At 69.0% G+C, this 11,777-nt stretch carries 12 protein-coding genes; 6 read left to right on the forward strand and 6 right to left on the reverse strand.

The annotated features are described in order from the left end of the window. Positions 1–146 precede the first annotated feature (146 nt). Positions 147–359: an Rv3202a family protein gene (locus tag ACX80W_RS12835; protein ID WP_459283860.1), complete on the reverse strand. Its 213-nt coding sequence runs from the start codon at positions 357–359 to the stop codon at positions 147–149. Between the two features lie 213 nt (positions 360–572). On the opposite strand from ACX80W_RS12835, the gene ACX80W_RS12840 reads away from it, so the two are divergent. The 6 genes from ACX80W_RS12840 to ACX80W_RS12865 all read left to right on the forward strand — a co-directional run bounded on the left by ACX80W_RS12840 (position 573) and on the right by ACX80W_RS12865 (position 6,505). Next, a complete protein-coding gene (locus tag ACX80W_RS12840; protein WP_459283879.1) occupies positions 573–938 on the forward strand; it encodes a YraN family protein in 366 nt (121 codons plus the stop codon). Then, positions 939–2,477, forward strand: a complete 1,539-nt coding sequence (locus ACX80W_RS12845) for a YifB family Mg chelatase-like AAA ATPase (RefSeq protein ID WP_459283862.1) — start codon at positions 939–941, stop codon at positions 2,475–2,477. Further along, positions 2,474–3,661: a DNA-processing protein DprA gene (gene dprA / locus ACX80W_RS12850; RefSeq protein WP_459283864.1), complete on the forward strand. Its 1,188-nt coding sequence runs from the start codon at positions 2,474–2,476 to the stop codon at positions 3,659–3,661. The genes ACX80W_RS12845 and dprA overlap by 4 nt, the downstream gene beginning before the upstream one ends. 175 nt (positions 3,662–3,836) lie before the next feature. After that, positions 3,837–4,784, forward strand: coding sequence for a methylated-DNA--[protein]-cysteine S-methyltransferase (locus tag ACX80W_RS12855; RefSeq protein ID WP_459283866.1), 948 nt, complete (start codon positions 3,837–3,839; stop codon positions 4,782–4,784). Positions 4,785–4,819: 35 nt separating this feature from the next. Then, complete coding sequence (locus tag ACX80W_RS12860) at positions 4,820–5,773, forward strand: tyrosine recombinase XerC (protein WP_459283881.1); 954 nt, start codon at positions 4,820–4,822, stop codon at positions 5,771–5,773. Between the two features lie 228 nt (positions 5,774–6,001). Then, entirely contained in the window at positions 6,002–6,505 is a 504-nt protein-coding gene (locus ACX80W_RS12865; RefSeq protein ID WP_120165355.1) for a DUF3145 domain-containing protein, read from the forward strand. Positions 6,506–6,604: 99 nt separating this feature from the next. Here the strand turns inward: ACX80W_RS12865 and fabF are convergent, their stop codons facing one another. The 5 genes from fabF to ACX80W_RS12890 all read right to left on the reverse strand — a co-directional run bounded on the left by fabF (position 6,605) and on the right by ACX80W_RS12890 (position 11,660). Beyond that, entirely contained in the window at positions 6,605–7,840 is a 1,236-nt protein-coding gene (fabF, locus tag ACX80W_RS12870) for a beta-ketoacyl-ACP synthase II (RefSeq protein WP_459283868.1), read from the reverse strand. Between the two features lie 121 nt (positions 7,841–7,961). Beyond that, entirely contained in the window at positions 7,962–8,207 is a 246-nt protein-coding gene (locus tag ACX80W_RS12875; protein WP_133402200.1) for an acyl carrier protein, read from the reverse strand. 79 nt (positions 8,208–8,286) lie between these two features. Then, a complete protein-coding gene (locus ACX80W_RS12880) occupies positions 8,287–9,354 on the reverse strand; it encodes a beta-ketoacyl-ACP synthase III (RefSeq protein WP_459283870.1) in 1,068 nt (355 codons plus the stop codon). Then, positions 9,351–10,313, reverse strand: a complete 963-nt coding sequence (locus ACX80W_RS12885) for an ACP S-malonyltransferase (RefSeq protein WP_459283872.1) — start codon at positions 10,311–10,313, stop codon at positions 9,351–9,353. The genes ACX80W_RS12880 and ACX80W_RS12885 overlap by 4 nt, the downstream gene beginning before the upstream one ends. A 93-nt stretch (positions 10,314–10,406) precedes the next feature. Next, on the reverse strand, positions 10,407–11,660 hold the full coding sequence (locus ACX80W_RS12890; RefSeq protein ID WP_459283874.1) for a PucR family transcriptional regulator: 1,254 nt from the start codon (positions 11,658–11,660) through the stop codon (positions 10,407–10,409). Positions 11,661–11,777: the final 117 nt, after the last annotated feature.

The following is an 11,777-nucleotide window of genomic DNA, read 5'->3' on the forward strand; positions in this document are numbered from 1 at the left end:
TGCCCACTGGCCGGTGTCCATCGCTGGGCATGTCTGGACATGCCCACTGATTACCGGTGTTCGGCGGGCAGGCGCGTGGCAATACTGGCAACGACCGGCCGGCCGCCGGCGTTCAGGGACTCCGACGGTTGTGCAGCAGGGTGCGGCTACTCCTCGTCGCTTTCCCGAGGGTATTCGGAGTCGGAGTCCTCGGGCAGGTCGACGGACTGTTCAAGGACGTCGGCCTCCGAGCCGCCGTTGCCCACGGCGAACACCCCTGCGCCGGTCTCCTCGTCTCCGCCGTCCGAAGCGACCGGCGCCTGCTGCTCAAGCTGGTCCGCTTCCGACCCTCCGGCCGTCCTGTCCTCGATGGGTGTCATGGCTGGTCCCTCCTCGCCTGCGGTTGTTGAGCCGGGTTTTATAGCATGCGAGCTTACTCGCCTTCGGGTCCCTTGGCGCCGGTGGGCGGCATACTTATCTGATCAATCCGAGGACCTTCCGCCCCGCCCCTGCCTGTGTCAGGCGGACAGTTATCCACATAGGGGCCTTTGGTCACCACTTACGCACTCCGCACCCTCAGGCTGGTGGCGGAGGTGGTGTTCATGGCGGCGAAGGACGAGTTGGGTCGGCGGGGCGAGGCGGCCGCTGCGGAGTTCCTCGAAGGCCGCGGGCTGCAGGTGGTGGACCGCAACTGGCGCTGCCCCGCGGGGGAGATCGACCTGGTGGCGGTGGATGGAGCCACCCTGGTCATCGTCGAGGTCAAGACGCGCAGCTCGGAGGACTTCGGGCATCCGCTGGAGGCGATCAGTACGGCCAAGCTGGAGCGGCTCTATGTGCTGGCCTCCAAGTGGGCCCAGGCACACCGGCGGCGCTTCGCCGGTTTCCGGGTCGACGCCGTGGCGGTGCTGGATGACGGTGAGGGTGAGCCGCGGATCGAACACGTCCGGGCCGTGATCTAGGTGGCGCTGGGCCGGACCTACTCGGTGGCCCTTGTCGGGCTCAACGGCTACATCGTGGAGGTCGAAGCCGACATTGGGCAGACGCTGCCCGCCTTTGTCCTTCTCGGTCTGCCAGATGCCTCACTGAACGAGGCGAAGGACCGGATCCGGGCTGCAGCGCGGAACGCCGGGGTTCCGCTGAGCAGGCGCAAGATCACCGTCAACCTCGTTCCGGCGTCGCTCCCCAAACGCGGTTCCGGCTTCGACCTCGCCATCGTGATGGCGGCCCTGGCCGCGGCGGGGGACCTTCGGGGAGATGGTCGCACAGTCTTCCTTGCGGAACTCGGCCTCGACGGTCGGCTCCGTCCCATCCGCGGCGTCCTGCCAGCGGTCATGGCCGCCGTCTCCGCGGGTTACAGCGAGGTTGTCGTTGCCACTGGCAATCGCGCGGAGGCGGCCCTCGTCCCGGGCGCGGCCGTGCGGGGCTACGATTCCCTTGCCGGAGTTCTCCTGGCCTACGGGGCCGACCCGAACGCTGTGCAGCCTCCCGTGCCGGGCGAACCCGAGCTGTCCGGCGCCGAGCCGGTCCGGCAGGACATTGGTGAGACCCGTGACCTGGCCGATGTCGCCGGCCAGGCCGAGGCCCGGTTCGCCCTGGAGGTAGCTGCCGCCGGTGCGCACCACCTTATGATGGTGGGGCCGCCCGGTGCGGGAAAGACGATGCTCGCCGAACGGATCCCCGGCATCCTCCCCGACCTCGATGACCGTCATGCCATGGAGGTCACGGCGATTCACTCACTCAGCGGTGCACCATGCGATACCCTGCGGAGGCGCCCGCCGTTTGAAAGTCCCCACCACACAGCGACGGCGGCCGCCATCATCGGAGGCGGCAGCGGAATACCGCGGCCCGGCGCCGCTTCCCGCGCACACCGGGGCGTGCTGTTCCTCGACGAAGCCCCCGAGTATGAACGGCGTGTGCTTGACGCCCTGAGGGAGCCGCTTGAGAGTGGTTCCCTCGTGCTGCACCGGTCGGCGGGAACGGCGGCATACCCGGCACGGTTCCAACTCGTGCTCGCCCTCAACCCGTGCCCGTGCGGACTCGCCTCGGGGAAGGGGGTCGACTGCCAGTGCACGGCGCAGCAGCGCCGGCGCTACTTCAACCGGTTGTCCGGGCCGTTGCTCGACCGGGTCGACCTGCAGCTGGCGGTGAACAGGGTGGCGCTCACCGACTATGTCAGTGGAACGGCGGGGGAGAGCAGTTCGACGGTCGCAGCCCGGGTGAACGCGGCGAGGAGTGCGCAGGCCGAAAGGCTTTCCCGCTGGGGGTGTTCAACCAACTCCGAGCTCCGGGGGCGGATCCTGCGCGATGAACTCCGCCTGCCACGCAGCGTTACGGCGGCATTGGACAGGGCGCTGGAGCGCGGCCTGGTCAGCGCCCGTGGTTGGGACCGGGTGCTCAAGGTCGCTTGGACGGTCGCCGACCTCGCCGGACACGCCCAGCCGGACCCGGACGACGTCGCGGTGGCTCTGGGCTTCCGCCTGCAGGAGCGTGCGGCGTGAACGTCCCGGACAGCGGCACCACCATCGCCCGCGCTGCGTTGTCGCGGCTGTTCGAACCGTCGGACGGCGTCGGACTGGCCCTGACGGCCGCCGCCGGTCCCATCGACGCACTCCGTATCGCCACCGGCGGCCTCAGGGCGGGAGCGGGAGTGAAACAGGAGGTCCAGGATCTGCTTTCGCCCGGGGACGCTCCGGACGACGCCCTTGACCGGGCGCTTGAGCGCTGGGCGCCGCGACGGAAAGACCTTGCCCCCGAACGGGACCTCGCGACCCTGGCCAGGTTCGGTGGACGGCTGCTGACTCCCGAGGCGGCGGACTGGCCGGCCGCCCTTGAGGACCTTCAGCTAGCAGCGCCCGTGTGCCTGTGGGTCCGCGGACCTGCCGAGGTGCCCCCGGTTGAGCGGATGGTGGCACTTGTCGGATCCCGCGACAGTACGGGCTACGGCGCCGCGGTAACCGCCGAAATGGCATCCGGCCTGGTGCTCAGGGGATTCACCGTCCTCTCCGGCGGAGCCTACGGTATCGATGCCCAGGCCCACCGGGCCGCGCTGGGCACCTCAGGGAACGCCCGGCCGCCGACCATCGCCGTGATGGCCTGTGGCGTGGACCGCTATTACCCGGCGGGGAACGAGGAACTGCTGCGCACGGTCGCGCGGGAAGGACTTTTGATTTCCGAGGTCCCGCCGGGATCTGCCCCCACCCGATGGCGCTTCCTGCAGCGGAACCGACTCATTGCGGCCCTGGGCGCCGTCACTGTCGTGGTGGAGGCCCGCTGGAGGTCCGGTGCCCTCAACACGGCACACCATGCCGCCGGACTGGGGCGCCCGGTGGGAGCCGTTCCCGGATCTGTCTACTCAGCAAATTCCGCCGGCTGCCACCGGCTCCTGCGCGACGGAAGCGCCATCTGTGTGACCGACACGTCCGAGGTGGCCGAGCTCGCCGGTCCCCTTGGGGCGCACCCAGAGACCGCAGTGTCGGTTCCATCCAGCGACCACGATGGACTCGCCGTCCAGGACATCCTCCTGCTCGATGCCCTTCCCGTGAGGGTCCATTCCTCCGTCGAGAAGCTCGCGTCGGTGGCCGGCCTTGGACCACGCGACGTCCTGGGCGGGCTTGCACGCCTCGAAGTCGCCGGTCTTGCCATCCGCAGTCCCGAAGGGTGGAGGAGGGCGCCGAAAACCTAACCTGTCCGGCCATCAAGTCGGCGGCCTGAGTTCCAGCCCCGCGGTTCTCATCACTTCGGGCGGCCACCCGCGGCGCACAGCGCTCCCACGGGCCCCGGGTCGTGAAGGTACGCGAAGTATCCCTATTCGACGGCGCAGGGATTTCCCCTGACCGCAAGGAGCAAGAGGAGTCAGCATGAGACAGCATTACCGTATCGAGAGTCCCATCGGTGGATTGATCCTTGTGGCTGCACAAGGCGGCCTCGTCGGCGTCTACCACGAACGGCACGACCCGCAGCCCGGAGCAGTGCTGCTGGGGGAGCGGTGGGAGGAATACCGGCAAGGAGACCGGCAGGAAGACCAAGCGGGCCAGAATTCGAAGGACCCTGCAACCACACTCAACCAGCCCGGTGCACCATCCGGCGCCCCGACCCGGACGAGACGCGGCGGGACGGCTGGCCGGGAGGTCAGCGGACCCACGGGCAGGGAGGACGGTGGATCGTTGAGCGGGGAGCGTGGCGGAACAGCGGACAGGGAGCCGGGAGTCGTGCTGCTCGGCGCGGCACGTCAACTCGAAGAGTACTTCGCCGGGACCCGCCGTTCCTTCGAACTGCTGCTCCTTCCCGCCGGCACCGGGTTCCAGCACCGGGTGTGGGCGATGGTGGCGCGAATCCCCTATGGCCAAACGCGCACCTACAGGAACATCGCCGCGGCACTGGGGAATGCCGCCATGGGCCGGGCCGTCGGTGCCGCGGTCCGGGCGAACCCCCTGTCGATCCTCATTCCCGGGCACCGGGTCGTTGCCGGCAATGGGGCGCTCGCCGGGTATGCGGCCGGGATCGATGCCAAACGCTTCCTCCTCGACCTCGAAGGGACAGCCGTGTCGGAAGGGATCAACACCGCGCAGACAGCAGGGGCCGTTGGCGGTTCAGGGAAGGGCACCGGACCGGCCATTGCCACCGCCATGGGAGGGACGGGAAGCGGGTCGGCCGCCGCCACGGCAGGAAAGATCACCGGGCCGACCACCGCCACGGCAGTAAAGAACATCGAACCGGCCGCCGCCGCAGGGGAGTCCCCCGGGAAACAAAAGGGCGTCCTGATCGGAGCGCCTGTTGGACGCGACCCCCGCGACGGAGCAGAGTAGAGGTCGGAGAATCACGAGGTGGAAGGGAGCACGATATCGCCGTCCCGAAGGCTTCCACCGACAGGCCGCAGACCGAGCTCTCGCCGTCGTTTACCGAAGCGGTTGAGAAGTACCGGCGCTACCTCGAGGCCGAACGCAACCGCTCCGAGCACACGGTCCGGGCCTACCTGACGGACCTCGAACTGCTGCTGGGCTTCGTCCAGGCCCGCGGTACCGAACGGCTTGAGGACGTCGAGCTCAGCGACTTCCGGGCCTGGCTCGGGTCGCTTGACAGCTCAGGGTTGTCCCGCTCCACCATCGCCCGCCGCGCGGCGACGGCACGCAGCTTCATGGCCTGGGCCGAGCGCGAGGAACTGATTGCGGTCAATCCGGCCCTCCGCCTGCGGGCGCCGAAACGGGAAAAGTCACTGCCCCACGTTGTCACCCGGGCGCAGCTCGACTCCATCTTCGCCTCCCTGGAGGATGCGGCGAGGGAGGGGGAGGGAGGCGCCCTCCAGTCCCGCGCCATGGTGGAACTCCTCTACGGCACCGGGATCCGCGTCGGGGAACTGACCGGTCTGGACATTGACGACCTCAACACCGAGCGGCGCACGCTCACGGTGCTCGGAAAGGGAAACAAGGAGCGGACTGTTCCCTTCGGGGTTCCCGCGGCCCACGCACTCGATGACTGGCTGCGCCGCGGCCGCCCCCAGTTCTCCACCGCCGCCAGCGGACCCGCCGTCTTCCTCGGCCGGCGCGGAGGGCGCATCGACCAGCGGGCCGTGCGGGGTACGGTCCAGCGGCTGTTCGCCGCGCTGGGCGACACGTCGGCGTCCGGCCCGCACGCGATCCGCCACAGCACCGCCACCCACCTCCTCGATGGAGGGGCGGACCTGAGGGCCGTCCAGGAGATCTTAGGCCACAGCAGCCTGGCGACGACCCAGATTTATACCCACGTCTCGGTCGACCGGCTGCGCCAAAGCTACGAGCAGTCCCACCCCCGCGCATAGTACGTCCGACCAAGCGGAATTCGGAGGCTCGCCGAAAAGCAAGTAGTTTTTGCGATCACCTGAGTAATTGCAGTAGCGCTCCGGTGAGTTGTACGGCACAATGAATCCTAGTTAGTCATCCGGCACACTGCACTTCGGGCAGTGTCGTCAAAGCACGCTCCACGCTCCACTGTTTCATCAGCCATGCAGGTCGTTGGGGAAGACGTACCTAAAGCTATGGAGGATGGAATGTCTGTTGTGATGGCCCGCGGTGTTTTGTACGTGCACTCAGCCCCTTCCGCGTTGTGCCCTCATGTCGAGTGGGCCATCGGGTCGGTGCTCGACAAGCGGGCCGACCTGGACTGGAGGCCTCAACCTGCCGCGCCCGGAATGCACCGCGCCGAGCTCGCCTGGACCGGACCCCAGGGCTCGGGAGCGCAGCTTGCCTCGGCCCTGCGCGGCTGGGCGCACCTCCGCTACGAGGTCACCGAGGAGCAGAGCGCCGGCGTCGACGGCGGCCGCTGGTCCCACACCCCCGAACTTGGCATCTTCCATGCGACCACCGACGTCCACGGGAACATCATGGTGTCCGAGGACCGCATCCGCTACGCCTACGAGGCCGGCGCCGGCGACCCATCGGCCGTCTACAACGAGCTGTCCCTGGCCCTTGGCGAGTCATGGGACGAGGAGCTCGAGCCGTTCCGGCACGCCGCAGAAGGCGCCCCGGTGCGCTGGCTGCACCAGGTCGGCTGATCCGCACATCCGGCCGCTCAGCACAGGACGGCCGCCGGTCCATAGCAAAAGGAAGGGCACCCCCGCCAGGGAGGTGCCCTTCCTTTGTGCTGCGTGGGGCTAGACGTTCCGCACCACGACGACGGCATTGTGGCCGCCGAAGCCGAACGAGTTGCTCAGCGCCACGATGTCGCCACCGGGCAGCTTGCGCTCGGAGGTGACGACGTCGAGCGGAATTTCGGGATCCTGGTTTTCCAGGTTGATGGTCACCGGAGCGCTCCGGTCGTACACGGCCATCACGGTCATGACGGCCTCCACCGCACCCGAGGCACCGAGGAGGTGCCCGGTCTGAGACTTCGTCGCGGATACTGCCACATTGTCAACGTGCGATCCGAGGGCCTCCTTCAGGGCGGTGTACTCGGGCTTGTCGCCGACGGGCGTCGAGGTGGCGTGCGCGTTGACGTGCACGACGTCGGAGGGCATGGCCCGCGCGTCGAACAGCGCCGCCTTGAGCGCCCGGGTGGCCCCGAGTCCGGCCGGGTCCGGTGCGGTGATGTGGTACGCGTCGGCAGTGACCGACGTTCCGGCCAGTTCGGCGTAGATGCGGGCCCCACGGGCGAGGGCATGTTCCTCGGCCTCCAGCACCAGCGCTCCGGCTCCCTCACCCATGACGAAGCCGTCCCGGTTGAGGTCGTACGGGCGTGAGGCGTGCTCCGGGTCGTCATTGCGGCGAGAGAGGGCCTGCATGGAGGCGAACGCCGCCATCGGCATCGGGTGGATCGCTGCCTCGGCACCGCCGCACATGACGACGTCGGCCTTGCCCGACCGAATCAGTTCAAGGCCCTGGTGAAGGGCCTCAGTGCCCGAGGCGCAGGCGGAAACCGGGGTGTGCGCGCCGGCGCGCGCCCCGAGGTCGAGGCTGACCGCGGCCGCCGGGCCGTTGGGCATCAGCATTGGGACAGTCATGGGCAGGACGCGCCGGGGGCCCTTGTCACGCAGGGTGTCCCAGGCATCGAGCAGGGTCCACACGCCGCCGATGCCGGTCGCGAACGCGACGGCGAAACGGTCCGGGTCGACTTCCTCGAGTCCGGAGTCGCGCCAGGCCTCGCGGGAGGCGACGACGGCGAACTGGGTCGAGGGGTCCATCCGCTTGGCCTCGACGCGCGAGAGGACCTCGCTGGCCGGCGAGCTGACCTGGGCCGCGAAGGTCACGGGAAGGTCGTACTTCTGGACCCAGTCGGCCTCGATGGTGCGAGCACCGGAAACACCCTTGAGGGCGTTCGCCCACATGGTGGGTACGTCACCGCCGATGGGCGTTGTCGCACCGAGGCCGGTGATGACTACTTTGCGGGGCATGGTCACTCTTTCAAAGCGTTGGGTCGGCCACGCGCCTGGCGGCGGGAACCGGGGTGAAGAAGGGCGGCTGCCCCCGGCTCTGGGCCGGAGGCTGCCGCCGTTGCTCCTCGCGGAGCAGGTGTTACGCCTGCGCGCCGGCGATGAAGGTAACGGCGTCGCCTACGGTCTTGAGGTTCTTGACTTCCTCGTCGGGGATGCGGACGCCGAACTTCTCCTCGGCGTTGACGACGATGGTCATCATCGAGATGGAGTCGATGTCGAGGTCGTCGGTGAAGGACTTGTCCATCTCGACGGACTCGGGGGCGAGGCCCGTTTCCTCGTTGACGATCTCGGCCAGACCGGCCAGGATTTCTTCGTTGCTAGCCATAGTGGCTCCTTTTCTGTTACTGCCGGACGGTGCCGGCGTGGTTGGGTCAAACCGCCGTGGGCGGTTTGGGCGTGGAAACCTAGGGAAGGACGACGACCTGCGCGCCGAAGACGAGCCCGGCCCCGAAGCCGATCTGCAGGGCGTACCCGCCGCTCAGTTCGGGCTGTTCCTTCAACAGGCGGTGCATGGCCAGCGGAATCGACGCAGCGGAGGTGTTCCCCGCATCGACTATGTCACGGGCAACGCTCACGTGCTCGGGTAGCTTCAACTGCTTGACCATCTCATCGATGATACGGATGTTCGCCTGGTGGGGCAGGAAGGCCACGAGGTCCTCGGCGGTGATTCCCGCCGCGTCGAGGGCCTGCTGCGCGACCTTGGCCATCTCCCAGACCGCCCAGCGGAACACAGTGGGTCCGTCCTGGCGCATCGTGGGCCAGAGGGAGGCCTGTTCCGCGGCGGGGTCGGTGCCCTCGCCGTCCGCCTCGGGCGCGCTGAGGGCCCCGAGGGAGTAGTCGCGGATGTCGATGAGCGAGCGGGTCATGCGGATCGACTCGTGCTTGCTGCCGTCCGAGCCCCAGACCGACGGGCCGATGCCCGGAGTGGTCGAGGGTCCGACGACGACGGCGCCCGCGCCGTCGCCCAGCAGGAAGGAGATGGTGCGGTCGGAGTTGTCGATGAAGTCCGAAAGCTTCTCGACGCCGACGACGAGGACATACTCGGCGGTGCCGGCGTGGACCAGGGCGTCGGCCTGGGCGATCCCGTAGCAGTAGCCCGCGCAGGCCGCCGAGATGTCGTACGCCGGCGCGGGCGTGGCGCCGAGGCGGTCGGCCAGCTGCGCCGACGCCGAGGGAGTCGCGTAGGGGTGGGTGACAGTGGAGACGAGGACCGCACCCAGCTGCTTGGCGTCGATGCCCGCACTGGCGAGGGCATCACGCGCGGCGGCCTCGGCCATGTCGATGACGCTCACGTCGCGCGGAGCGCGGTGGCGCGTGACGATGCCCGTCCGCTGCCGGATCCACTCGTCGGAGGAGTCGATCCACTGCACGACGTCGTCGTTGGTGACAATCACCTCGGGACGGTATGCTCCGACGCCGACGATACGGGTGTAGTCGCGGAGGGGAGCCTGCTGAAGAGCGGGAGTGCTCACTGATGTCCTTCTGCCAGGGATGAGTCGGTATCCAGGAGACGCGAATGCTCGTCGATGAAGGCGCGGGCCGCGTCGAGGTCCTCCGGAGATTTTACGGGCAATGCGGCCGTCCCGCGCATTCCGCGTTTGGCGAGGCCGGTCAGCGTGCCCGCGGGGGCCAGTTCGAGCAGGCCCGTCACGCCCATCTCCTGCATCGACGCCATGCACAGATCCCACCGCACGGGGCGTGAAACCTGGGCGATGAGGCTGTCAAGGTTTGCCTCACCGGTGCTGACCGGCTGCCCGTCGTAGTTGGAGAGCAGGGTGGGCAGCGGTTCGGCCGGGGTGAGGGAGGGGCGCAGCGCCTCGAGCGCTGTCACCGCCGGAGCCATATGGTCCGTATGGAACGCGCCGGCGACCTTCAGCGGGATCACCCGCGCCCTGGCCGGCGGTTCGGCTGCCAGGGCGGCGAGCTGTTCGAGCGTTCCGGCCGCCACGACCTGGCCACCACCGTTGGCGTTCGCCGCGGTGAGACCGAGCCGGTCGAGGACCTGTGTGACCTCGTCGGGGTCCCCGCCGAGGACCGCGCTCATGCCCGAGGCCACCGCCGCGGCCGCCTCGGCCATTGCGGTGGCGCGCACGCGGACGAAGGCGATGGCATCGGCTTCGGTGAGGGCGCCGGCGATGGCCGTGGCCGTCAGCTCACCCACCGAATGGCCCGCCACGACGGTCCCGGCGGTCATCGGATGGTTCTCGAGGAGCACCCTGGCGGCCACGAGCCCCGCGGCAACGATCAGGGGCTGCGCGACGGCGGTGTCCTTGATGGTGTCCTCATCGGACACCGTCCCGTGCTTGATCAGGTCGACGCCGGCCTGGTCGCTGAGCAGGGCAAGGTGCCCGGCGACGCCGGGCAGTTCAAGCCACGGGCTGAGGAATCCTGGCGTTTGGGACCCCTGGCCGGGGCAGGCGATTGCAAGCACGTTTCCAGCTTTCCAAATCGATGAGGCATTCTTGGGTGTTTACTCGAACCAAGCTGCGGTGAGCGCGTTGTAGGAACTCTACAAGGCGCCGTCCTACCCGGAGCGGTTCGGTGAGCGTTCCGCCGAGGACTTCGAGGGCTGGTAGAGCCGCCCGACGACCAGCGCCGTCTGCAGGACGAACGCCTCCCGGGGGAGCAGTGGATCCCAGCCGGTCACGTCGCAGACCCGGCGCAGGCGGTACCTCACCGTATTGGCGTGGACGAACAGTGCGCGCGAGGTCGCCTCCAGCGAGTGCCCCAGGGTCAGGTAGGCCGAAAGGGTCTGCTCGAGGCCGTTGGAGGCGTTGACCAGCGGCCGGTAGATGTTGTGCACGAGGGCCTTGCGGGCGGAATCGTCGCCGGAGACGACCCGCTCGGGCCAGAGGTCCTCCGCGGAGACCGGCCGGGGTGCGGTCGGCCAGGCCTTGGCGGCGGTCAGCCCGGCGAAGGCGGCCTGGGCGGAGGAGCTGGCCGCGACGAGGGATTCCGCCTCGGGGCCGTAGACGACCGGGCCGGGCCCAAACAGTTCACTGAGCCGGGCGTAGGCGACCTCACGGTCGTGCACGCCGCCGAGGACGAGGATCAGGCGGTCGCCCTGGATGCCGACGAGGGTGTCCTCCGCGAGGCGTCCGGTCACCCGCCGGAGTTCGTTGAGGAAGGCCGCGTTCGGCTCGGGCGGGGCGCTGCCGACCATGACCGTGATGCGGCCCTGTGCGTTCCACCCGACCGCCGCGATGCGGGAGCGCAGGGCGTCGGAGCTTTCCCCCCGCAGGATCGCATCGACGACGAGGGCTTCGAGCCGGGTGTCCCAGGAGCCGCGGGTCTCGGCGGCGCGGGCGTACACGTCCGCGGCGGCGAAGGCGACCTCGCGGGAGTAACGCAGCACCGCTTCGCGCAGCGGGGCCTGGTCCGCCGGGGGTGCCAGGAAGGGCACCTGGTCCTCGACCACCTCGACGACGACGCGGATGAGCTGGAGCGCCTTCTGGAGGCTGATCGAGCGGGTCAGCTCCGTGGGGGCGGTGCCGAAGACATCGCTGAGCACCCAGGCGGGGGAGACCGGCCGCTGGTACCAGTTCACGAAGGAGGCGATGCCCTTCTGCGCGACCATGCCCAGGGCCGAGCGCTCGTCGGGGCGCAGCCCGCGGTACCAGGGGAGGTCCGAGTCAAGCTGTTTCAGGGTCGCCGTGGACAGGGCGCCGATTTTCGAGCGCAGCCGCTCCACCGTGTCGGGATCCGGCGGGATGGCCGGGCCCCCCTTGGCGGCCCCGGCGGTCCGGGGCGGGGAGGCGGAGCTGTCGGGGAGCGGCATGAACCGAGCATACGGTTTTCGCCCGGGAAGCTCCATTTTGTGGAAGAGCTACAAAGAAGGTGATTAAACGCAACGGCGGGGGGGGGGGGGTCTTCCCCCCTCCCCCCCCCCCCCTTT

The sequence above is a fragment of the Arthrobacter melezitosi genome, from assembly GCF_054511055.1.

Excerpts from the sequence above, each read along its gene's own strand:
- ACX80W_RS12855 (WP_459283866.1), top strand. The coding sequence starts at position 3,837 with ATGAGACAGCATTACCGTATCGAGAGTCCCATCGGTGGATTGATCCTT.
- ACX80W_RS12890 (WP_459283874.1), bottom strand. The coding sequence starts at position 11,660 with ATGCCGCTCCCCGACAGCTCCGCCTCCCCGCCCCGGACCGCCGGGGCC.
- ACX80W_RS12835 (WP_459283860.1), bottom strand. The coding sequence starts at position 359 with ATGACACCCATCGAGGACAGGACGGCCGGAGGGTCGGAAGCGGACCAG.
- ACX80W_RS12865 (WP_120165355.1), top strand. The coding sequence starts at position 6,002 with ATGTCTGTTGTGATGGCCCGCGGTGTTTTGTACGTGCACTCAGCCCCT.
- ACX80W_RS12875 (WP_133402200.1), bottom strand. The coding sequence starts at position 8,207 with ATGGCTAGCAACGAAGAAATCCTGGCCGGTCTGGCCGAGATCGTCAAC.
- fabF (WP_459283868.1), bottom strand. The coding sequence starts at position 7,840 with ATGCCCCGCAAAGTAGTCATCACCGGCCTCGGTGCGACAACGCCCATC.